Source organism: Bradyrhizobium campsiandrae, from assembly GCF_014529705.1.
GTDB classification, from domain to species: domain Bacteria; phylum Pseudomonadota; class Alphaproteobacteria; order Rhizobiales; family Xanthobacteraceae; genus Bradyrhizobium; species Bradyrhizobium campsiandrae.
On record NZ_JAANIH010000004.1, the window covers coordinates 193,846 to 217,516 of the forward strand.

Here is a 23,671-nt window from a genome sequence, read left to right on the forward strand (position 1 = left end):
CTAAAGAACCCCGGTGCGCGAGACGACCCGCGCCATCACCCCCTGAGCGGCAGATAACGATGTCCATTCTCGATTCGATCCAGCGTCAGATCCCGCCGATCCACAAGGAAGGTTATCCCTTCATTGGCGGCTTTGCGCTGGTCAGCCTGCTCCTGTTCTGGCTGTGGTCGCCGCTCGGATGGATCGGTACCATCCTGACCGTATGGTGCGCGCTGTTCTTCCGCGACCCCGTGCGCGTGACGCCGGTGCGCGACGGGCTCGTGGTGTCACCCGCCGACGGTCGCGTCTCCATGATCACCATGGCGCTGCCGCCGGCCGAGCTCGGCCTCGGCGACCGGCCGCTGCCGCGCATCTCGGTGTTCATGAGCGTGTTCAACTGTCATGTGAACCGTGCGCCCGTGGCGGGCAGGGTCGACCGCATTGCCTATCGGCCCGGCCTGTTCATCAATGCCGAGCTCGACAAGGCGAGCGAGGACAATGAGCGCAATTCGCTGGTCATCTCGACGCCGCAGGGCCGCATCGGCGTGATCCAGATCGCGGGCCTCATCGCCAAGCGCATCGTCTGCTTCGTCAAGGAGGGGCAGGCGATCGGCGCCGGCGAGCGGTTCGGCCTGATCCGTTTCGGCTCGCGGCTCGACGTCTATCTGCCCATCGGGACCAAGGCACTGGTCTCGGAAGGGCAGACCGCGATCGCCGGCGAGACCATTCTGGCCGATCTCACCGGCGACGACCCCGGCCGCACCTACCGCGCCAATTAACCAAAAGCCCGTGGTGGGGGCCTTCCGCCGCAATGGCGGAGGGGAAGGTGGCTTGCTATATCTCGCCCAGAGGTGAGGACGAGCCAATGACGCCCTATGACGACAGAGATCCGGACATCCGCCGTCGCCGGTTCCGCCCGATCCCGGTGCGGATGCTGGTGCCCAACGTCATCACGCTGCTGGCGATCTGCGCCGGCCTGACCGCGATCCGGCTGTCGATCGAGGGCCGGATGACGCTCGCGGTCTACGCGATCGTGTTCGCGGCCGCGCTCGACGGCATCGACGGCCGCGTGGCGCGCCTGATCAAGGGCCAGTCGAAGTTCGGCGCCGAGCTCGACAGTCTCGCCGACTTCGTCAATTTCGGCGTCGCCCCCGGCCTGATGCTGTACTTCTGGCAGCTGCACGAGCTCGGCAATGCGGGCTGGATCGCCGCGATGGTGTTTGCGATCTCGATGTGCCTGCGGCTCGCGCGCTTCAACGCCACGCTGGATGATCCGAACAAGCCCGCCTTCGCCGCCAATTTCTTCACCGGCGTGCCGGCACCGGCCGGCGCCATCACCGTGATGTTGCCGATCTATGCGGCGTTCCTGGATCTGGGGCGTTGGCCTGCGGCGCTGACGGCCGGCTACACGCTGCTGATCGCCTTCCTGATGGTGTCGCGCCTGCCGGTGTTCTCAGGCAAGAGCATGCGCATGCGGGTGCCGCCCGAGCTGGTGTTGCCGGCGTTCGTCGCGGTGATTTTCTTCATTGCGCTGTTGATCAGCTATCCCTGGTACGTGCTGTCGATCGGCACGGTGCTGTATCTCCTCGCCTTGCCGCTCGGCTACAAATCCTATCGCGATCAGGCGCGCGCGACCGCGGCCGCGGCGCCTGCGGGTGGCGAGGTTTCGTCGCCGCCATCGGCGCCGACCATGGCGAGCCTGTCGGAGCCGCCGCATGACGACGACCGGCCCGGACGGCTGCACTGAGCGATCGCTCGCGGATATCTGCCATGAGACCGCCTCGGTTGGGCTGAGGCCCGATCTCGGCTATATCGCCAGTGTCGGCGGCCCCGCGCCAAGAGCGGCCGCCAATCTGGGAGAGAACGCTGTGACCAATTCCGCGACCGGGCCGCTGCCCGCTTCCGTCCTCGAAGCGCTGGGCCGCTATGATACGCCGACGATCTGCAATGCCATGGAGATCGTGGCGCCGGAGCGCCGCCTGATCGGCTACACCACCAAGCAGCTGGTTTGCCCGTTCCCGGATCTGCCACCGATCGTCGGCTACGCCCGCACGGTTGCGATCCGCTCGGTGCTGAAGTCCTCACTTCCGCCTGAGGAGCAATCGAAGCGCCGCATCGAATATTACGAATATGTCGGCACCGGCCATGGCCCGCGCATCTCGGTGATCCAGGACATCGACGGCCCCGACGTCGGCTACGGCGCGTTTTGGGGCGAGGTGCAGAGCAATGTGCACAAGGCGCTCGGCTGCCTCGGGGTCGTCACCGACGGCTCGATCCGCGACATCCCGCAATGGGCCCCTGGCTTCCAGGCGCTCGCCGGCTCGATCGGCCCATCGCATGCCTGGGTGCATGCCGAGAGCTTTGGCGGCGAGGTGCGCGTTGCCGGCATGACCGTGAGGTCGGACGATCTGATCCACGCCGACCGGCATGGCGCCATCGTCATCCCGCTCGACGTCGCGGCAAAGCTGCCCGAGGCCGCCGAGCTCTGCGGCCGCCGCGAGACGCCGATCCTCGAGATCGCGCGCAGCCCCGATTTCTCGCTGGAGAAACTCAAGGCGGCGCTGAAGCGTTCGGCGGAGATCCACTGAGCGCAGGAGCAATCCATGGACATGGCCGGCAAGACGGTGCTGATCACGGGTTCGACCGATGGTGTCGGGCGCTATGTTGCGCGCCGCCTTGCCGCCGAAGGCACCAAAGTTCTGATCCATGGCCGCGACGCGGCGCGCGCCAGGTCCCTGATCGACGAGATCGTGAAGGCCGGCCACGCCGCACCGACCTTCTACCAGGCCGATCTGTCTTCGATGGCGGGCACGCGTGAGCTCGCCGCGGCCGTGATGCGGGATCATCAGCGTCTCGATGTCTTGGTCAGCAATGCCGGCATCGGTTCGCAGAACGACGGGCCGCAGCGGCAGGAGAGCCGCGACGGCCATGAGCTGCGCTTTGCCGTCAATTATCTCTCGGGCTTCCTGCTCGTCCATTTGCTGCTGCCGTTGTTGAAAGCGGCCGCGCCGTCGCGCATCGTCAATGTCGCCTCGCTCGGTCAGCATCCGATCGATTTCGACGACGTCATGATCACCAAGGGCTATAGCGGCTCGCGCGCCTATGCGCAGAGCAAGCTGTCGCAGATCATGTTCACGATCGATCTCGCGGGCGAATTGAAGGGCGCCGGCGTCACCGTGAACGCGCTGCATCCGGCGACCTACATGAACACCACCATGGTGCGTGCCGGCGGCATCACCCCGATCTCGACCGTCGAGCAGGGCGGGGCGGCGATCCTGCACCTCGTCGAAGGCGACGACATCGCCGGCAAGAGCGGCCTGTTCTTCAACGGCCTGAACGAAGCGCGCGCCAATCCGCAAGCCTATAATGTCGATGCGCGCCGGCGCCTCCGTGCACTCAGCGAGGAACTGACGGGTTTGTCGTCCTAAAGCGCGATGGGATTGGGTTGAATCGCCATCGCGCGTTGCCGTCACACCGTCTTGCTCACGTCCCAGAACAGAGGCAGCGGTCCTGCCTTCACGCCCGCGAGGCTTCGTCGCCAGGCAAAGTGACGCAGATACCAGCCCAGCGGCGCATAGACGACGTGGTCAAGCGCCGCCTTGTTCAGCCTGCGTGCCGCGGCGAACTCGGCGTCCTTGCTCGTCGCATCGAACCAGGCATTGATTTCCGTCTCGACGGGAGGGCTGTTGGCCCAGCCATTCACGACCAGCTTGCCGTCGGCGTGCAGGAACGTGGATGTCGGCGTGACACAATCGACGCCGTAAAGTGAGGTGTGATAGATGTGCCAGCCGCCTTGGCCCGGCGCTTTTTTCTGCGCCCGCCGGGCGATCACGGTGCCCCAATCGACCGCGGCGTAGTCGACTGTCATGCCGAGCCTCTTCAAGAGATCGACGGTGACGTCGCCCCACGCCTTGTGGTGCGGGAGGTCCTGCGCTGCCATGCAGACGACCGGTTCGCCGGTGTAGCCGCTCTCTGCCAACAGCTTCTTCGCGGCGTCGAACTGACGCGGGCCCTTCAGAACGTTGCCACCTTCCTCGTTGTACAGCGACGACCCATGCGACAGATAGCCCGGGAGCGGCTTCCACATGCTGGCGTCATTGCCGACATAGGCCTGCATATATTCTTCTTGACTTATGGCCATCAGGAGAGCGCGCCGCGCGCGGACGTCATTGAACGGCGGGAAGAGGTGATTGACGGACAGGACGCCGATATTTCCAAACGGATCCTGAATGTCGACGATCACGTCACGGTTCTTGCGCAGGGTTGGGACCAGATCCGGGAGCGGCAGCTCCCACCAATCGATTTCCCCTTTTTGCAAGGCCGCCGCGGCCGTCATGGCGTCAGGCATGACAATCCATTCGATTCGCTCGGCCGATATCCGCTTGCCGCCGGCAAGCCACGATGGGTCTTCCCGGCGTGCGACGTAGTCTGGGAATTTCTCGAAAACCGACAGGGCCCCTGGCCGCCACTCGCTCTGGGCGAAACGCATCGGGCCACTTCCGACATATTCGGAGATCTGCTTGAAGGGGTCGGTGGCAGCGATGCGCGCCGGCATGATGAAGCAGCACGGCGTGCTAATCTTGCCGAGCGCCAGCAGCATCTTCGGATACGGTTTCTTCAGGGTCCAGCGAAAGGTCAGGTCATCGACGGCAACGAGTTCGTTCTCGACGGCCTTGATCATCTGGCCGAGCGGATCGCGTGCCGCCCAGCGGCGGACGCTCGCAACTGCATCTTTTGCCAAGACCGGCTCGCCGTCATGAAACTTCAGGCCGGGGCGCAACCGGAATGTCCATGTCAGACCATCCGCCGACACCTCCTCGGCATCGACCATCTGACGCTGGACCTGGAAGTTCGCGTCGACGCCGTAAAGCGTATCCCACACCAGCAATCCGGCATTGCGCGCGATATAAGCAGAACTCCAGATCGGATCGAAGTTGGCGAGATCGGCATGCGGCACCAGCCGAACGGTTCGCGCGGCCGCCCGTTGCGAAAGCGCCGGAGCGGAAAATCCGGCGGTCGCGGCCAACACCCCCGCCTGCGTCGCGGACTTGAGAAAAGCACGTCGATGCATGTCTTGCCCCACTATCTTGTTGCAACGTCGGGCGGGACCTGCGGCCTATATCGGACCGCGACGCGATCCAGCGATGATTTCGTTCAAGAAAATCTGAGAAGAATTGCATGCCGACGCGCTGCTTCTGACGGTCGCTTCGGCAGCGCTTGCCACTTACTCAAAGGCTACCGCATCACTGGACCTTTGACAAAATCTTTCGAGGTTCGCTTCGCCGGCGATCATGCGGCCGTTGAATGCTGGCCTACGGACGGTCTGCCGGCGCTTGCGCAGCTCACCCTGGAGCTGACGAGACTATCGTCCTGACGCGCCCCCTTTATGGTTAGCAAAGCGTTGAGATTCATGTCGCAGGACGGCAAAGCGGCCGTCCGTTCGGTGGGCTGCGCCGCTCCATCGCACCGGCGGAACTTAACCTTTACGCGGCTTTAAGGGCGGCGTTCTAGGGTCTGCGATGCGGTTCGGGGTTGGGCCGCGCCAGCGGCCAGGACGGCCGTTGTAGCGTACGCGTTGGAGTCTCCCATGGATATCATGACGAGCGTCGGGCTCACGGCGGGCATCATCGTCATCGTGACGATGGTCCTCATGGGTGGCGACCTCCACATGTTCGTCTCCGAACATGCGATGATCATCATCTTCGGCGGCTCGATCTCCGCCACCATGATCCGCTTTCCGCTCAGCGCGCTGCTGCACGGCCTCCCACTCGGCGCCAAATTCGCCTTCACCATGAGCCGCCTGTCGGCCCACGATCTCGTCGACGAGCTCGCCCGCATCGCGGAGATCGCCCGCAAGCAGGGCCCGGTCGGCCTGGAAAAGGTCGAGACCGACGAGCCGTTCCTGGCCAAGGGCATCCGCTACGTCGCCGACGGTTACGACCTCGACTTCATCCGCGACAATCTCGAGCGCGACCGCGACAATTTCCTCATGCATCTCGACGAGGGCAGCAAGATCTACCGGGCCATCGGCGACTGCGCCCCGGCGTTCGGCATGATCGGCACCCTGATCGGCATGGTGCAGATGTTCGCGAACATGACCGACCCGTCCAAGCTCGGCCCGTTCATGGCGACCGCGCTGCTCGCCACGCTTTACGGCGCGCTTGTGGCCAACCTGTTCTGTCTGCCGATCGCCGACAAGCTGCATGGCAAGCTGCTCGACGAGGAGACCAACCGCACGCTGATCATCGACGGCATCCTGATGATCCGCGACTCCAAGAGCCCGACGCTCGTGCGCGAAATGCTGCTCGCCTACCTGCCGGAGAAGCATCGCCACGCCGAAGGCGAGCCGGTTCCGGCCTAACGCCGCCTGGTCCGGATATTGAGAGATGGCCAAGAAGAAGCGCGGCGATGCTCACGGAGGCGGTCACGGCTGGTTCGTGACCTTCGCCGACCTGATGGGCCTGATGATGAGCTTCTTCGTGATGCTCGTCGCGTTCTCGACCCAGGATGCCAACAAGCTGAAGGTCGTCGCCGGCTCCATGCGCGACGCTTTCGGTGTCCAGAGCGAGGCACGCTATGCCGGCATCGTCGAATCGGACGGCCTGCCGACCCGTCCGCGGCTGAAGAACGTCGATCACATCGAGCCTGAAGACGCCTCCAACACGCCGACGCCGGACCAGGAGGATCGCGACCGCACCTCGGGTGCGAAGCTGAAGATCGACCGCAATTTTGCGCTCGCCGCGGCCTCGCTGCGCCAGGCGTTGCAGGACATGCCGGAACTGACCGAGATGTCCAAGCACATCATGTTCGAGGAGACCAAGCAGGGACTCAATCTCGAGATCGTCGACCAGGACGGCCGCTCGATGTTCGCAGACGGCTCCAAGGTGCCCTACGACCGCACCCGCCGCCTGATCGAGAAACTTGCAGTCCCGCTCAAGGCGACGCCCTTGCGTGTCTCCATCACCGGCCACACCGCGGCCGGCTTCGTGCCGACGCGGAGCGATTACGGCGCCTTCGATCTGTCGGCCGACCGCGCCAACGCGGTGCGCCAGATTCTCGAGCGCGAGGGGCTGCCCCCGTCGCACATCTTTTCCGTTTCCGGCAAGGCGGATACCCAGCCGCTGTTCCCGGATGATCCGTCGCTCGCCGCGAACCGCCGCGTGACCATCACGCTGATGCGCGAAGATCCGCCGCTGCCGCCGAACTTGAAACCCTAAGTCTCTTGCGCTACCATTTTACCTAAGACCGTTGCGCGCGATGGCGATGAACGTGGCTGGGCCGTCACAGCATCCGCCGCTGCGCCTGCTATGGTGGTGATCCGATTGACACTCGGGACGGAAGCGTCAAAAGGCGCCGGATCAATTCCAGGGACGAAGCGTTCTCCACCCTCATGACGGCGAGCATCACACAGACCGAGACCCAGGAAGGGCCGGTCACATCGGGCTTTTGGTCTCTCACGCTTGGGAGCATCGGTGTCGTGTTCGGCGACATCGGGACCTCGCCACTTTATGCATTCCACGAGGCGGTCAGGGGCGCGGCTCATGGTGAGCCGGTCACGCGGATCATGGTGCTCGGCGTGCTGTCGCTGATCCTGTGGGCGCTGTTGATCGTCGTCACCGCCAAATATGTTCTGCTGCTGCTGCGCGCCGATAATAACGGGGAGGGTGGCACGCTCTCTCTGATGGCGCTCGGCCAGCGCGCGCTGGGGCGGCGAAGCTGGTTCCTGCTCGCACTCGGCGTGGTCGGCGCCTCCATGTTCATCGGCGATTCCATGATCACCCCGGCGATCTCGGTGCTGTCCGCTGTTGACGGCCTCAAGCTCGCGACGCCGGCGTTCGAGCATTACGTCGTGCCGCTGACGGTGCTGATCCTGGTGCTGCTGTTCGCGGTCCAGAGCAAGGGGACCGCGCTGGTGGCCTCGGCCTTCGGGCCGGTGATGGTGATCTGGTTCGGTTGTCTGGCCGTCCTTGGCCTCATTCACATCGCTGACGACCCGTCCGTGCTGGCCGCGATCAATCCTTATTACGCGCTGCAATTCCTGCTGTCGCACGGCACGATCGGCCTGGTGACGTTGGGTGCGGTCTTTCTCGCCGTTACCGGCGGCGAGGCGCTCTATGCCGATCTCGGCCATTTCGGCCGCAAGCCGATCCAGTCGGCCTGGATGTTCTTCGTGCTGCCATCGCTGCTGATCAATTATTTCGGGCAGGGCGCGCTGGTGCTGTCCGATCCGAGCGCGATCGAGCACTCCTTCTATCGCATGGTGCCCGAGCATCTGGTGCTGCCGTTGGTCGGGCTTGCCACTGCGGCCACCGTGATCGCCAGCCAGGCGGTGATCACAGGCGCCTATTCCCTGGTTTATCAGGCGGTGCAGCTCGGCCTCCTGCCGCGCTTCGAGGTGCGCTACACCTCCGAGACCCATGCCGGCCAGATCTATTTGCCGCGCGTCAATCGGCTGCTGTTGATCGGGGTGATGCTGCTGGTGCTGTTGTTCCACACGCCCAGCAATCTGGCTTCAGCCTACGGCATCGCGGTCTCCACCACGATGGTCGCCGACGGCATCATGGGTTTTGTGGTGATCTGGAAACTGTGGAACTGGAAGGCCGCGACCGCTGCCGTCGTGATCCTGCCCTTCGTGATGGTCGACATGACCTTCTTCAGCGCCAATTTATTGAAGTTGCTCGAAGGTGCCTGGGTGCCGCTGCTGTTCGGCGCGGCGATGGCGGCGACGATCTGGACCTGGCGGCGCGGCTCCGGAATCCTGATCCAGAAGACGCGCCGGATCGAGGTGCCGCTGGACGATCTGATCCGCAGCCTGGAGAAGCGTCCGCCCCATATCGTCAAGGGCACGGCGGTGTTCCTGACCAGCGACCCCGCCTTCGTGCCGACCGCGCTGTTGCACAATCTCAAGCACAACAACGTGCTGCACGAGCACAATGTGATCCTGACCATCGAAACCGCCCATACGCCGCGCGTCGATTTGTCCGAACGGTTCAGGATGGAGAAGATCAGCGAGAAATTCTTCAAAGTCCGCCTGCGTTTCGGTTTCATGGAGCAGCCGAATGTGCCCAAGGCGCTCGCGATCGCGCGCAAGCAAGGCTGGCAGTTCGACATCATGTCGACCTCGTTCTTCGTGTCGCGGCGCTCGCTGAAGGCGTCGGCGCAGTCGGGAATGCCGCTTTGGCAGGACCATCTGTTCATCGCGCTCAGCCGGTCCGCCAACGACGCCACCGACTATTTCCAGATTCCAACCGGGCGGGTGGTTGAAGTCGGCACACAAGTCACCATTTGAACGCAATTGGCGGACCCATGCGAATTTTGCATGGTGTGGGCCCAAAATCGCGCTAGGCTATGCCGGCAGCGCAGGCCTATAAGCCCGCGCTCTTCCGCCCTTGTGCAGTGAAGCATTTTTTAGAGGCCACCAGGCTCTCCCATGACAAGCGACGTAGCAGTTCCCGCCCCGGAAACGGCGGCGGCCAATGGGCATGGCGACGCTCACACCACGGCCGGTTTCGGTGCGTTGACGCTCGGCAGCATTGGCGTGGTCTATGGCGATATCGGCACCAGCCCGCTCTATGCGTTCCGCGAAGCGGTAACCGCGGCGTCAGGCGCCGAGGGAGTACCGACGACGGCGGCCATCCTCGGCGTGGTCTCCCTGATCTTGTGGGCGCTCATCGTCGTGGTGACGCTCAAATACGTCGTGATCCTGCTGCGCGCCGACAACAACGGCGAGGGCGGCACGCTGGCCCTGATGGCGCTGGCTCAGCGCGCGGTCGGCACCGGCGGGGCGACCATCGTCCTGCTCGGAATCATTTCCGGCGCGCTGTTCTATGGCGATGCGGTGATCACGCCCGCGCTCTCGGTGCTGTCGGCGATCGAAGGCATGAAGGACGTCACGCTGACGTTCGAGCCTTACATCGTGCCGCTGACCGTCGTGATCCTGGTCGTCCTGTTCGCCGTCCAATCCCGCGGCACCGCCCGGGTTGCCGCCTTCTTCGGCCCGATCATGTGCGTCTGGTTCGCGGTGCTGGCGGTGGTCGCGATCCATCCGATCATCCAGCAGCCGCAGGTGCTGCTCGCGCTGAATCCGCTCTATGCGGTGTCTTTCATGCTCCACCACGGCATCATCGGCTTCGTGACGCTGGGCGCGGTGTTCCTGGCCGTCACCGGTGCCGAGGCGCTCTACGCCGACCTCGGCCATTTCGGCAAGCGGCCGATCCAGACGGCCTGGCTGTTCATCGTGCTGCCCTCGCTGGCGCTGAACTATCTGGGGCAGGGAGCGCTCGTGCTCGGCGAGCCTGCTGCGATCGAGAGCCCGTTCTTCCAGCTGTTTCCGCAAGGCTGGGCCCGCGGCGGCATGGTCGTGCTTGCCACCGCCGCCACCGTGATTGCCAGCCAGGCCGTCATCACCGGCGCTTACTCGCTGACGCGCCAGGCGATCCAGCTCGGCCTTTTGCCGCGCTTCGAAATTCGCCATACGTCGGAAGCCCATTCCGGCCAGATCTTCATCCCGCGCATCAACCAGTTGCTGCTGGTCGCGGTGGTGTTGCTGGTGCTGTTGTTCCGCTCCTCCAGCGCGCTGGCCTCGGCCTACGGCATCTCCGTCACCGGCACCATGGTGGTGACGGCGATGATGGGCTTCGTCGTGATCTGGAAGGTGTGGCGATGGTCGCCGTTCGCCGCGGCCGCCCTGATCGCGCCCTTCCTGTTCCTCGACCTGACGTTCCTCGCCGCCAATTTGCTCAAGGTGTTCGAGGGGGGCTGGGTGCCGCTGGCGCTCGGCGCGCTCATGATCATCCTGATGTACACGTGGCGGCGCGGCAGCCGGCTCCTGTTCGAGAAATCGCGCAAGCTCGAATTCCCGCTGGCCGACCTCGTGGCGATGCTGGAGAAGCGGCCGCCGCAGCGGGTGCCCGGCACCGCCGTGTTCCTGACCTCGGACCCGCTCAGCGCGCCGACCGCGCTGATGCATAGTCTGAAACACTACAAAGTGCTGCACGAAAAGAATGTCATTCTGACCATTGAGACCGCGCAGACCCCGCGCATCGATCCGGCCGAGCGCGTGAAGCTGGAGGCGATCAGCCCGACCTTCTCCAAGGTGACGCTGAAATTTGGCTTCATGGAATCGCCCAACGTGCCGAAGGCGCTCGCCATCGCCCGCAAGCTCGGCTGGCAGTTCGACATCATGTCGACCTCGTTCTTCCTGTCGCGCAGGGCGCTCAAGCCCGCCGCCCATTCCGGCATGCCGCGCTGGCAGGACCGGCTCTTCATCTCGCTCAGCCGCTCGGCCAACGACGCCACCGATTATTTCCAGATCCCCTCCGGCCGCGTGGTCGAGGTTGGAACGCAAGTGACAATCTAGCTGACGATCCGGGCGAGCTGACCAAAGCCGGACTTCAAGTCGCTGCGATTTAGCTTTAACTTGCGCAAGGCAGCTCAAGCCTTTGTAGCGCTTGATTTTCGTCTGCCGAGAGGCGAGGTTGCCGCCGCCGGGATCGCCCCGGCAAGCGCCCCGCGACGTTGGAGGATGAAGTGGCAAATCAAGTACAGGATCTGACGCCGGACGAGGTCTCCAAGGGTGTCGCGGAAGGGCGCTATCTGCTGGTTGACGTGCGCGAGCCGAACGAGGTCGAGGCCGAGGCCTATCCGTACGGCGTGGTCGTGCCGCTCTCCACTTTCGATCCCAAGGCAATCCCGGATCCGCAAGGCAAAGAGGTCGTGTTCGCCTGTCGCTCGGGCAAGCGCTCGGTGACCGCCTCGCTCGCCGCCCAGGCGGCGGGCCTGCCTTACAACAAGCACCTGGCTGGCGGCATGCTCGGCTGGAAGGCGGCGGGGCTTCCCAGCAAGGTCGGCGGCTAGCCCGGCGATGACGACCAAGAGCTCCTCGCTGAACAAGGTCTTCGCCGACCTTCCCGTCACCATCTTCGAGGCGATGTCGCAGGCTGCGCGCGACAACAACGCCATCAATCTCGGCCAGGGCTTCCCTGACGATCCCGGCCCGGAGGACATCCGCCGCGCCGCGGCCGACGCCTCGCTCAACGGCTACAACCAGTATCCGTCGATGATGGGCATCCCGGAGTTGCGCCAGGCGATCGCGACCCATTACGGCCACTGGCACGGGCTCAAGCTTGATCCCATGAGCGAGGTGATGGTGACATCGGGGGGCACCGAGGCGCTGACCTCGGCGATCCTCGCGGTGGTTCAGCCCGGCGACGAAGTCGTCTGCTTCCAGCCGGTCTATGATTCTTACTTGCCGATCATCCGCCAGGCCGGCGGCATTCCGCGCCTCGTTCGCCTGGAACCGCCGCACTGGCGGCTGAATGAGGACATGCTGAAAAGCGTCTTCAATTCAAAGACCAAGGCGGTGCTCTTCAACAATCCTCTGAATCCCTCGGCGGTGGTCTATCCGCGCGAGGATCTCGAGCTGCTCGCGCGCTACTGCCAGGAGTTCGACGTCATCGCGATCTGCGACGAGGTCTGGGAGCACGTCACGTTCGACGAGCACAAGCACATCCCGCTGATCACCATCCCCGGCATGCGCGAGCGCACCATCAAGGTCGGCTCGGCCGGCAAGATCTTCTCGCTCACAGGCTGGAAGATCGGCTTCGTTTGCGCCGCGCCGCAGCTGCTCCGCGTCGCCGCCAAGGTGCACCAGTTCCTGACCTTCACCACCGCGCCGAACCTGCAGGCCGCCGTCGCCTACGGCCTCGGCAAGTCCGACGACTACTTCCTGTCGATGCGCAAGGACTTGACGCGGAGCCGGGACCGCCTCACCAGGGGCTTGGAAAGCCTCGGCTTCCCCGTGCTGAAGTCGCAAGGCACCTACTTCCTCACCGTCGACCTGTCGCCGCTCGGGCTGAACGAGAGCGACACCGAGTTCTGCTGGCGGATCGTGAAAGACTACAAGGTGGCGGCGATCCCGGTTTCGGCTTTCTACGAGCAGGACCCGGTGACCTCGGTGGTGCGGTTCTGCTTTGCCAAGAAGGACCAGACGCTCGACACCGCGCTGGAGCGGCTGTCGGACGCGGTGCGTGGACGCAAGAGGTAGACCTGCCATGACGAACGTCAGCCGCTCTCGCTTTGGCCTTGGTCTTGCGATCGCCGCAGCGCTGATGTTGCTCCCGCAGGGGGCGGGCGCCGAGGAGCGGGTCGTCAACTTCTACAACTGGTCGAACTACATGGCGCCCGAGGTCCTTGAGGCCTTCACCAAGGAGACCGGCATCAAGGTGGTCTACGATACCTTCGATGCCAACGAGACGCTGGAGACGCGGCTGATGGCCGGCAAGTCCGGCTATGATGTCGTGGTGCCCACCGCCTATTTCCTGCAGCGGCAGATCAAGGCGAACATCTTCCAGAAGCTCGACAAGGCGAAGCTGCCGAACTTGGCCAATGCCTGGCCGGTGGTGACGCAGCGTCTCGCCACCTACGACCCCGGCAATGTCTACGCCGCGAACTACATGTGGGGCACGACGGGCATCGGCTACAACGTCGCCAAGGTAAAGCAGATCTTGGGACCGGACGCCAAGATCGACAGCTGGGACATCGTCTTCAAGCCGGAGAACCTTGCCAAGTTCAGGGATTGCGGCGTCCACATGCTCGACTCCGCCGACGACATCTTCCCGGCGGCGCTGAGCTATATCGGGCTCGATCCGAACTCGACCAAGCAGGCCGACCTGGAGAAGGCCGCCGATGTCGTCGCCAAGGTTCGCCCGTTCGTGCGCAAGTTCCACTCGTCCGAATATCTGAGCGCGCTCGCGACCGGCGAGATCTGCTTCGTGGTCGGCTGGTCCGGCGACATCATGCAGGCCCGCGCGCGTGCGGCTGAAGCCAAGAGCGGCATCGAGATCGGTTACACGATCCCGAAAGAGGGCGCGCAGATGTTCTTCGACAATCTGGCGATCCCTGCGGATGCCAAGAACGTCGCGGAAGCCTACGAGCTGATCAACTATCTCTATCGTCCTGACGTCGCTGCCAAGAACTCGGACTTCCTGTCCTACGCCAACGGCAACCTCGCCAGCCAGAAGCTGGTCGATCCAAAGATTCTGAACGACAAGAACATCTATCCTGATGAGGCGACGCTCGCAAAACTGTTCGTCATCACGGCGCGCGATCCCGCCACCCAGCGCATTATCAACCGGCTCTGGACCAAGGTGAAGACGGGGCGGTAGACGGCCGGCGCACGTGGGCCACGCGATCTTTCGCAAAACAACCCATGCACGGTAGAACCGTCGCCGGGGGGCTCGCGTCATTTGACACGTCGGGCAAATCGCCGGCGATCATCATCGCCATAAGGTCGCGACACCGCGCTCGTCGCGAAGCATCGCGAGAGCAGGGCGCTCCTACCACTCATACCGAACCGTTCCCTTGCCCGTGTAGGTCTGCGTGCTGCGCGAGAACTCGCCTTCGACCGTGCCCGCGAGGGAGAAACCATTGCTCCATTTCATCTCGGCGCGGCCGCCCACCAGCGCAGAGTCCGCCGCCGGTTGCGCGCCGCTGACCGTGAAGGCTGCGCCGGGCAGCGTCTGGAAGGCGGCGTTGACGAGGCGGTTGGTGTTGCTGTCATGCGCCCAGGCGAGGCGACCGCGTAAGGTCAGCATGCCGTCATTGACGACGAAGCGCTGGTCGGTGCGCGCGCCGAGCTCGGTGCGGACGTTGGTGGTGTCCTGCGCGCTGTAGGACAGCGCGAACTGATTGCTGCCGACGAGTGCGGTCTCGCCATAGCCGGGAAGATGGAAGGTGGTGACCTGTGCGGCCGCGTAGGGCGTCACGCCGAAGCTCGAGGCGGGGATCGGCGCGAAGCGCCAGCCGGCTTCCAGGCGACCCGAGAAGGTGCTCGCCTTGAAGTTGGCCGTGAGCTTGTCGGTGCCTGACACCGTCACGGTGCGGTCGGTGGTGACGTCCTGCCAGCCATAGGCGAGGGCGGCGGAGATATAGGCCGGCCCGAATGTGTGGCGGCCATAGAAGCCGGCCTGGAACAGATCGGCGCGGCCGCCGCCGAGGCTATCCGACAGCGCGAAATTGTAGCCGGCGCCGCCGAGCGCGAAACCAACCATCGCGGTCGGCGATATCAGATAGTCGGCACCGACCACGGTGCCGTAGATGTGGCTGGTCGTGGTGCTTGAACCTGCTGCGGCGCTGCCGCTCAGCGTGCTGGCGCCGCCATAGCCGGAGGCCCACACGCCCCAGCGCCGGTCGATGACATCGCCACTTGTCTGGCGCGGCGTGACCGCGGCGTAGGCTTCGCGCACTCTGGCGTCGGCATTGCCGGTGGACGCGTAACCTATCGCTCCGCCGTCGCCGGCGGTCCCGCCACGCTCGCCATCGGTGCCGCTGCCACCAAAGGGATCGAGCATGCCGACGAACTGCTGCATGGCGTTGAACGAGGCCTGCGTGCCGGCAGCGCCGGGCTGGCCGGAGACCTGGCCGAGCGCGCCGGTGAGCTGCGGCTGGCCCAGGTTGAGCAGCACATCGAAGCCCGCCGGCGGCGTCTGGCCACTCGCGACGGCGCCATTGATGGCGCCGGCCACGCTGCTCTGGTTGGCGCCTGAGCCCGCCGGCAGCGCGATCGTGCCGGGATCGAGCACGAGATAGACGTTGTTCGGATCGTAGGTGAGATGCGGATTGCGGGTGGGGCTGAAGCTGCCGGAGACGCTCAGCCCGGCGAACTTCGTTCCGCCGAAGCCGCCGGTCGCATTGAGGATGGTGTAGGTCTGGCTGCGGAAGCTGCCGGGGATCGCCACCGCCCGCACGGTGGCGCCGGTGAGCGTCGCGGTGCCGGTGACGTTGGTCCGGTCGGCGGCAGACGGCGAAACCTCCACCGCGTAGAAGCTACCGGCGGTGAACGACAGATGGCCGTTGACGGTGAGGGTGCCGATCGAGTTGCCGGGTGCGAGCACGCCGCCTGAATTGATCGTCGTGTTGCCGACGGTGCCGATGCCACCGAGCGAGCCGCCGCTGTTGACCGTGACGTTGCCGCCGAGGGTGCCGTTCACGGCCAGCCTGCCGCCATTGACGGTGGTCGCCCCGGTATAGCTGTTGGTCCCCACAAGCGTGGTGACGCCGGACGTTGTTGTCAGCGACGTGCTGCCTCCGATGCTGTCGACCGTGCCGCCCGTCGAGGCGATCGCGCCTGTCAACGTGCCGTTCTTGATCGTGCCGCCGGCCAGCGCCACGGCGTTGATCGTTTGCGCAAAGCCACCGAGGTCGAGGGTGCCGCCGGTGTTGACCCTTGTTGCACTCGCTGCGCTGAAAGCGTTGGCCGCGCCGCCCGCGAGTGTTCCGCCGTTGACGGTGGTGCCGCCGGTATAGGTGTTGGTGCCCGACAGGGTCAGCGTGCCGGTCCCGATCTTGACCAGCGAGCCACCGCTACCGCCGCTCGCGCCGCCATCGGCGATCACGCCGCTGACGGTGGTCGACAGATTGTTGCTGCCGACCGTGAGCTCGTTGCTGCCGAGATAGAAGGTGCCAACGCCGGCGATCGAACCGGCGCTGAGCTTTTGGTCGCCGTTCGGGCCAGTGCTGCCGGAGAAATCGAAGACGGCGTTGGCCGCGTTGTTGATCAGCTGCGCATTGCCAGCGGTTGTGGCGGACAGGAATTTGGTCGTGCCGCCGCTATTGTTGGTGATGGTCGCGCTGCCGGCCGTGCTGGTGTCGTCAAACGTGAGCAGACCGGTGTTGGTGATGGCGGCACTGCCGGCGGTGCTGTTGACGACAAAATTGATCGTACCGCTGCTGGTGATGGAGGCGTTGCCGGCCGTGGAGCCGTCGCGGAAGACCATCAGATTGGAATTGGTGATGGTTGCGCTGCCAGCCGTGCTGTTGTTGTAGAAATACAGCCACCGATTGTTGGTGAGATTGGCGCTGCCTGCCGTGCTGTTTTCGTTGAAAGACAGCCACTCGTTGTTGGTAATCGTCGCGTTGCTGGCCGTGCTGCTGCCTTGGAAATACAGGTAGGCGCCGTTGGTGATGGTCGCGTTGCCGGCCGTGGCATTTCCTCGGAAGATGGCCCTGCTGTTGGCGCTGTTGGTGATGTTTGCGCTGCCCGCGGTGCTGGTGTCGTTGAAATACAGGAAGTTGTTGTCGCTGACGATGATCGCGTTGCCTGCCGAGCTCGAATTGTTGAAGTAGACGTTGCCGGCGGCGGTGTTGTTGATAGTGGCGGTCCCGGCGGTGCTCGTGTCGTTGAAGTTCAGGCTGCCAACGTTGGTGATGCCGGCGCTGCCGGCCGTGCTGGTGTCGTAGAAATTCAGCGCGGCGCCGTTGCTGATGGTCGCGCTCCCGGCACTGGTGGCGTTGCGGAAGTTGGTGGTCCCGCTGTTCGCGATGCCGGTGATGCCGCTGGTGTCGGCGTTGACGACGTCGAATGTGGCCCCGCTACCGACGGTGACCGCCCCCAGAATGGCACCGGTCACACCGGCGTTGCCGATCTGAAGCGTGCCGGCGGAGATGGTGGTGCCGCCGCTGTAGGTATTGTGCCCGGTCAGGATGAGCGTGCCGGCGCCGGCTTTGGTGAGCGATTTGCCGTTCCAGCCCGTCGCGACGTTCGCCGCCTGATCGGCCAGCGCTGCGCCGACGGTGAAGGTGTCGGTGGCGTTGGTCAGCGTGAAGGTGCCATGGGCGAGAGAGTTGCCGGCGATCCAGCTCAGACCGTAGCTGGCGAGGTATTGCCGGCCGTCGGTCGATTTGCGGGTGGATACCGTCAGGTAGTCCACCGTGCCGGAGAAGCCGCCGACGGTGACGCTGGCGAAATTGCCGTTGATGCCTGATTGGGTGTCGATCAGCACCTTGTCGTGCTGGCTCGCATCGTTGATGCCGCTGATGTCGAAGGCGGCGCCGTTGCCAATCGCGACGCTGCCGGCAGACAGCGCCGGACCGGTCGCGCCGGCCGCGATGGACAGGGCGGTGTTGTTGCCGAGGGTCACGGTCTGCGCGACGTTCAGGGTCCCCGGCGTCTGGATCGCCAGCGTGCCACCTGTCACATTGACGTTGCCGCCCAGATTGTTGTTGCCGCCTGCACTGCCGTCGCCGAATTGCAGGCGGCCGCCGGAGACGGTCGTGTCGCCGCCATAGGTGTTCGTGCCGGTCAGGATCGTGGTGCCTGAACCGAGCTGCTGCACGGAACCGTTGCCGGAAATATTGATGGACAGGCTGACCGCGTTGCTGCGGTTGAAGGCGAGCGCACTGTTGTCGACGACGTTCCCTGTGAGCGAGCCGGTCGTTCCGCCATTGCCGATCTGCAAGGTGCCGGCCGCGATCGTGGTGCCGCCGGTGTAGCTGTTGTTTCCGGTCAGGATCGTGGTGCCCGAACCGACCTGCTGCAGGGAGCCGCTCCCGGAAATGTCGCCCGGCAAAGTGAGCGTGTCGCTGCGGTTGATGGTGAGGACGCCGTTGTCGACGATATTGCCGGCAAGCGAGCCGGTCGTGCCGCCGTTGCCGACCTGCAAGGTGCCGGCCGCGATCGTGGTGCCGCCGGTGTAACTGTTGTTTCCGGTCAGCGCCAGCGTGCCGGTGCCGGTCTTCACCAGCGAGCCGCCGATGCCGCCGGAGGCGCCGCCATCAGCGATGATTCCGCTGACCGTCGTGGACAGGTTGTTGCCGCCGATGGTGAGCTGCTTTGCTCCGAGGAAATAATTGCCCGCGCCTTCGATCGAGCCGGCGGTCATCCCCGCGGCTGTCAGATCCGAGATGTCGAACGCACCACCGGCGTTGGTGATGAAGCGGGCGCTGCCGCCGCTGCTGGAATCGTGGAATGCCGTCGTTCCACCGGTCTCGGTGATGACGGTGATGCTCCCGGCGCTCGTGCCGTTGCGGAAATCCGTGGTTCCAGAATTTCCAATGCTGGTGATTCCGCTGGTGTTGGCGTCAACGAGACTGAACGCAGCGCCGGTGCCGACGGTGACACCGCCCTGGATCGCGCCGGTGCTGCCAAGGGTGCCGAGCTGCAGCGTGCCCGCATTGATCGTGGTGCCGCCAGTATAGGTATTGGCGCCGGTGAGGATCGTCGTTCCTGCGCCGGCTTTGGTCAGGGCGGCAGCGCCCGCCAGTGTCGCGCCGATCGAACCGGCCGTGACATTGATCGCAGTTGAAGCCGTGATCGTGCCTGCTCCGTTCACGCTGCCGCCATAGACGTTGAACGTCCCGACGCCGAGATTGTAACTGGCGCCGACGTTGACGGTCGCGCTGCCGCTGTTGGTCAGCGTGCCGACGCCGGTCATGTTGCCACCGGTCAGGGTCAGCACGCCGTTGTTCTGATTTGTGATGTCGCCCGTGACGGCGACATTGCCGCCGAGCACCTTGATGCTGCCGTCATTGACGATGCTGTTCGTTCCCGAAGACAGCGTCGCTGTTCCGGTGGGACCGTTGAAATTGATCGTGCCGCCGCCAAGATTGTTCACCGCACCGGCGTCAACAATGGCACCGCCGGCGCCGACATCGATGACCGCGTTGTTGTTGAGCGTGTTGCCGACCCCTTGCAGCGTCGCCCCGGCGCCGATACCGATCGTGCTGCCGTAATTGTTGATCGCCTGTGCGCTCAGCGTGCGGCCGGCGCCGATGGTGATGGCCCCGTAATTCGTCAGCGTCGTGATGCCGGTTGCGTCATTCGCCGCCGTTGCCCCGGTCACCGACATGGTGACGCCGCCATTGACCTGGACGGTATTGTTGAAAGCACCTGCGATCGTCGTGGCGCCGCCAAGCTCGATCGCGCCGATGTTGCTGCCGGAGAGCGCCGTGATGCTGTTGACGCCGCCGGTGATGACGATGGCCGACGACAGCACGCCGGTCCCACCGCCAAAGGGGCTATGGTTGGCACCACCCTGCTCACCGCCGGCGATCGTACCGCTGTTCACGATCGTCAGGTTCTGCCCGATGATTCCATAGCCGCCGGCCTGCGGCCTGTTGGAAATATTCACGTTCTGGAAATCGGTACCGCCGCCGCCGCCCTTGATCGAGCCCGAATTGGTGATCGTCAGCCCGGCGGAAGCAGTAGCCGTGATCCCATTGCCGCCGCGCCCGCCGATGCCATCAGCGGGAGACGTCGGAAAGGGGACGCCTGGACCGTAACTCGAGCCACCGCCGCCGGCATCGCCGCCGGTGATCGTGCCGGTATTGACCAGATGGCTAGCCGTCGTGGCGATGATGCCCGACCCGCCGCCGCCACCGCCGCCGCCGGCTCCAAAGGCATAGGACGGGTTGAAGGCCGAGCCGCCATAGCCGCCATTGCCACCGTGGCCGCCTGTGATCGCGGCGTTGTTGGTCAAGTCCGAGCCTAATGTCAGCCCGGCGCCGCCCGCACCGCCGCCGCCGCCGCCCGACCCGGCGCTATAGCCCTGGCCACCTCCGCCGCCCTGATCCGAGCCACCGCCGCCGCCGGCGGACCCATTGCCGCCGGGCCCGGTCCCGCCGCCGCCGTTCGTGCCCGTTATCGAGCCATCGCCACCGAGGCCTGCCGCGCCACCGCCGCCCGCCGCCGAACTTGACCCGTTGCCGCCACCGGCGCCATCGGCGCCCGTGCTTTGGGCCAGCGCCGGCAGGGTCGCTATCAACGCCAGGGCCGTCGACACCAAAAAAAGCGCCCGCAAGCCGCAGGTCGCTTTGAAACAATCTTTCCCCGTCCGCACCACGTCCCCCAGCACACCCGCGAGTCCACGGACGATTCATCGCAGCGGTTTGGGGTGGTGTCCTGATAAGGGGGCGGGAGCTTTCTGAAGATTTCTGATATTTGCGCTTCAGGATAAATTCTGGGGCTTTCTCGACACAGTTCCTCTATATGAGCCGCGCCCAGACAGACGCTTCGGGGGTTAAATTGCTTCGTTTCGCCGGCTTCGAGCTGGATCAGCAGCGCGCGGAGCTGCGTTCGGCCGATGGCGTTGCAATCAAGCTCCGACCCAAGACCTTCGAGATGCTGCGGTTGTTCGCGACCAGCGGCGGCCGGGTGCTGAGCAAGCAGGAGCTGATGGAGGCGATCTGGCCGAATGTTCATGTCGGCGAGGACAGCCTGTTTCAATGCATCCGTGAGCTTCGTGGCGCGCTCGGCGACGACCGGCGGCAGCTGATCAAGCTCGCCTCCGGCGGCGGCTATCTGCTGGCGGCGGAGGTCGTGGACGCGCCTGAGGTCATGGCGCCGGCCGAGGCGCCATGGTCGGCTGCGACCGACGAAAGCGAGCCCACCCGGCCCGCCGCGGTTGCCGCGCAGCCCGAGCGGCTGCCGCGCGCCATCTTGGGGTTGAGCCCTCGTGCCATCGCCGCCGCCGTGGCGGGGCTCGGCGTGATCGTCATGGGGCTCGCGGTGGCCGCGCCGGTGCTGAAGCCGGACCTGCTGTTCAGGCGAACGCCGCCGCGCATCGCGGTGATGCCGATCGTCGATACCAGCAAGGATTCCCGCGGCGCGGCGATGGCGGCGGAGGTCACCGGCCGTCTGACGGACGGTTTTGCCAGGATCCAGAACATCAGCGTCGTGGCGCCAGTGGTGGCGGCGGTCGCCGGCGGCGATAGCTCGGCCGCGCCGGCCGCCTCATCCGATTACGAACTGCGCGGCGAGCTGCAGCTTGCCGATCAATCCTGGACGCTGCGCGCGCGCATCATCAAGACTGCGAGCGGCGAGGTTCAATCGGTCGCCGCGGCATCGGTCAACGCCGAGGTGGTGGACGCCCAGCTTGCGCAAACGCGGCTCGCGGCGGGCGTCGGCCACGTGCTGGCGCGCCGCCTCAATGAAATCCTGGAGCCGAGCGCATCGTCGTCGGCGCGCCGCACGTCGGCGGCCGGCGGCGACAAGGTCGCGGTCGAGCAGGCGCTCGCCTCAATCAACCAGACGACGCGCGAGCGTTTTGGCGCGGCGCAGGCGATGCTGCAAAAGGCGCTCACCGACGATCCCGACAATCTCGACATCGCGGTCGCGCTCGCCTCGCTGCAGATGCGCGGCATCCAGATGGTCTGGTTCAGCCCGGAGGAGGCGGCCGTTGTCGAGGCAAAGGCCAATGCGACGCTCGAGCAGGCGTTGCGGTCGAAGCCGAACGCGATTGCGGTGCTCGAGGCCCATTGCCGCTTTCTCAGCGCGACCAACCATTTCGTTGAAAGCCTCGTCACCTGCGCCAAGGCCTTGAGCTTCGATCCGTGGGACGGGGCGGCGCTCTATCTGATTGGATTGGGCCAGATCTATCTCGGCCGCTTCGACGATGCGCTCACCACATTCCAGCAAGCCGATCGCTACGACACACCGTCGGCCTCGCGCTGGACCTGGCTGCTCGGCGCAGGCATGGCGTATGTCCTGATGGGGCGCGACGAGGAAGCGCTGCCGTGGCTGCAGCGCTCGATCGCCATCACGCCGGGAACCGGCCGCTCGCACTTTCTGCTCGCCGCCGCCTATCAGAGATCGGGCCGCCGCGAGGAGGCGAGGGCGGCGATCGCGGAGGGACTGCACTTGCGGCCCGGCACGACCAGGCTCAACGTCTCGCCGCCGATGAAGAACGCAAGTCCGGTGTGCCTCGCAGCCTGGGAGCGCGTCGTGCAGGCCGAGGTGGATGCGGGCTTGCCGGAGCGATGAGGACGTTGCGTCCGGCGTCGAACCTTCCGCTTCCTGTCAGAGAAAGCCAGACCGTCACCCTGAGGCGCGCGCTCTGTGGCGCACTGCGCCGCAGAGCAAGCCTCGAAGGGCGACAGCCCGGCTGCATCTCGGCCGTACATCCTTCGAGGCTCCCGGCGCGATGCTTTGCATCGCGCCACTCGCACCTCAGGATGACGGGACTAATGACGGAGGCGCCTACCGCCACCGCCGATGCAGCCACAGCCACTGCTCGGGATGCTCGCGCACCCAGCTCTCCACCACGCTGGTGATCGCCTGGGTCGTGCCCTGGATGTCGATCCTGCCCTCGGCATCGCGCACCGGAGGGACCTCTTCGGTCAGCTCGGCGGTGAATCGGCCGCCGGGGAGGCGGATGATACGGACGCCGTGGATCGGGCATTCGACCTGGCGAAGCAGGCGCGCCAGCATCGGGTTGGCGCGGGTCTTGCGGCCGAAGAAGGTGACCTCGACGCCGCCGGTCAGATACTGGTCGATCAGCATGGCGACGTGCTTGCCGTCCTTGAGCGCCTGCGCGAGCCGCAACGGGGCGTCGCGGCCGGCGGGGATCAGCGTGCCCATGTTGACCTGGCGCATCTCCTGGATGATGCGGTCGGCGGAGGCGATGTTGGGGCGGCGGTAGAGGATCGCGGCATCGAGGCCGTGCGCGACGGCGGCAAGCGCCGGCAATTCCCAATTGGCGAGATGCGAGGCGAAGATCAGGGCCGGCTTGCCGTCGTCACGGATCTGGTCGAACAGTTCCACGCTGCGCCGCGGCAGTTCGATCCGGCCCTTGTTGGGATTCTCGCGGTCATAATCCCAGACGTGGTCCATATGGGCGAACTCGGCGCCAACGCGGCCGAGATTGTCCCACACGCCCATCAGGATCTGCTCGATCTCCTCGGGCGATTTCTCCGGAAACGCCGCGGTGAGATTGGCGCGGCCGATGCGGTGCTCGCGCAGGCGCGGACCGATCAGCCTGGTCATGCGCGCGAAAAAGTCCGAGGTCTTGACCGGATCGAAATAGCGCGTGGTGCGCAGCATGCCGACGGTGGCCGCGCCAATCAGGCTGCCGCCGATCGATTTGGCAGCCTCCCGCGCGCGGGCCTTCGTGCTCGCAGTCAGCAGCGCCATGCGTCC

Annotated in this window: 14 protein-coding genes and 1 pseudogene; 12 read left to right on the plus strand and 3 right to left on the minus strand. The window is 65.2% G+C overall.

What is annotated here, in order from left to right:
* Positions 1-32 precede the first annotated feature (32 nt).
* From G8O24_RS04855 to G8O24_RS04870, 4 genes and pseudogenes are all read left to right on the plus strand, one after another.
* Positions 33-758, plus strand: a pseudogene (locus G8O24_RS04855) (phosphatidylserine decarboxylase); the annotation flags it as partial.
* Positions 759-844: 86 nt separating this feature from the next.
* On the plus strand, positions 845-1,726 hold the full coding sequence (locus G8O24_RS04860; RefSeq protein WP_188096988.1) for a CDP-alcohol phosphatidyltransferase family protein: 882 nt from the start codon (positions 845-847) through the stop codon (positions 1,724-1,726).
* A gap of 121 nt (positions 1,727-1,847) precedes the next feature.
* Positions 1,848-2,567 (plus strand): RraA family protein, encoded by a 720-nt coding sequence (locus tag G8O24_RS04865; RefSeq protein ID WP_188097084.1) that lies wholly within the window; start codon positions 1,848-1,850, stop codon positions 2,565-2,567.
* Positions 2,568-2,582: 15 nt separating this feature from the next.
* Complete coding sequence (locus tag G8O24_RS04870; protein ID WP_188096989.1) at positions 2,583-3,407, plus strand: SDR family NAD(P)-dependent oxidoreductase; 825 nt, start codon at positions 2,583-2,585, stop codon at positions 3,405-3,407.
* 41 nt (positions 3,408-3,448) lie between these two features.
* Here G8O24_RS04870 and G8O24_RS04875 read toward each other — a convergent pair whose 3' ends face one another.
* Complete coding sequence (locus G8O24_RS04875) at positions 3,449-5,050, minus strand: ABC transporter substrate-binding protein (protein WP_188096992.1); 1,602 nt, start codon at positions 5,048-5,050, stop codon at positions 3,449-3,451.
* 516 nt (positions 5,051-5,566) lie between these two features.
* On the opposite strand from G8O24_RS04875, the gene G8O24_RS04880 reads away from it, so the two are divergent.
* From G8O24_RS04880 to G8O24_RS04910, 7 genes are all read left to right on the plus strand, one after another.
* The gene (locus G8O24_RS04880; protein ID WP_188096994.1) at positions 5,567-6,340 is read left to right on the plus strand and encodes a motility protein A; all 774 of its coding nucleotides are present in this window, start codon (positions 5,567-5,569) and stop codon (positions 6,338-6,340) included.
* Between the two features lie 25 nt (positions 6,341-6,365).
* Positions 6,366-7,196 carry an OmpA/MotB family protein gene (locus tag G8O24_RS04885; protein ID WP_188096996.1) on the plus strand — a complete coding sequence of 277 codons (831 nt, stop codon included), beginning with the start codon at positions 6,366-6,368 and terminating at the stop codon, positions 7,194-7,196.
* 173 nt (positions 7,197-7,369) lie between these two features.
* Positions 7,370-9,268: a potassium transporter Kup gene (locus G8O24_RS04890; RefSeq protein ID WP_188096998.1), complete on the plus strand. Its 1,899-nt coding sequence runs from the start codon at positions 7,370-7,372 to the stop codon at positions 9,266-9,268.
* 141 nt (positions 9,269-9,409) lie between these two features.
* The gene (locus tag G8O24_RS04895) at positions 9,410-11,338 is read left to right on the plus strand and encodes a potassium transporter Kup (RefSeq protein WP_188097000.1); all 1,929 of its coding nucleotides are present in this window, start codon (positions 9,410-9,412) and stop codon (positions 11,336-11,338) included.
* Between the two features lie 170 nt (positions 11,339-11,508).
* Positions 11,509-11,835 carry a rhodanese-like domain-containing protein gene (locus tag G8O24_RS04900; protein WP_188097002.1) on the plus strand — a complete coding sequence of 109 codons (327 nt, stop codon included), beginning with the start codon at positions 11,509-11,511 and terminating at the stop codon, positions 11,833-11,835.
* Between the two features lie 7 nt (positions 11,836-11,842).
* The gene (locus G8O24_RS04905; protein WP_188097004.1) at positions 11,843-13,024 is read left to right on the plus strand and encodes an aminotransferase; all 1,182 of its coding nucleotides are present in this window, start codon (positions 11,843-11,845) and stop codon (positions 13,022-13,024) included.
* Positions 13,025-13,031: 7 nt separating this feature from the next.
* Positions 13,032-14,144, plus strand: a complete 1,113-nt coding sequence (locus tag G8O24_RS04910) for a polyamine ABC transporter substrate-binding protein (protein ID WP_188097006.1) — start codon at positions 13,032-13,034, stop codon at positions 14,142-14,144.
* 171 nt (positions 14,145-14,315) lie between these two features.
* Here the strand turns inward: G8O24_RS04910 and G8O24_RS04915 are convergent, their stop codons facing one another.
* Positions 14,316-20,537, minus strand: coding sequence for an autotransporter-associated beta strand repeat-containing protein (locus G8O24_RS04915; RefSeq protein ID WP_188097008.1), 6,222 nt, complete (start codon positions 20,535-20,537; stop codon positions 14,316-14,318).
* A gap of 242 nt (positions 20,538-20,779) precedes the next feature.
* On the opposite strand from G8O24_RS04915, the gene G8O24_RS04920 reads away from it, so the two are divergent.
* On the plus strand, positions 20,780-22,516 hold the full coding sequence (locus G8O24_RS04920) for a winged helix-turn-helix domain-containing protein (protein ID WP_188097010.1): 1,737 nt from the start codon (positions 20,780-20,782) through the stop codon (positions 22,514-22,516).
* 216 nt (positions 22,517-22,732) lie between these two features.
* On the opposite strand, the gene G8O24_RS04925 is transcribed toward G8O24_RS04920, so the two are convergent.
* Positions 22,733-23,665, minus strand: a complete 933-nt coding sequence (locus tag G8O24_RS04925) for a lipid A biosynthesis lauroyl acyltransferase (RefSeq protein WP_188097013.1) — start codon at positions 23,663-23,665, stop codon at positions 22,733-22,735.
* Between the last annotated feature and the right edge of the window lie 6 nt (positions 23,666-23,671).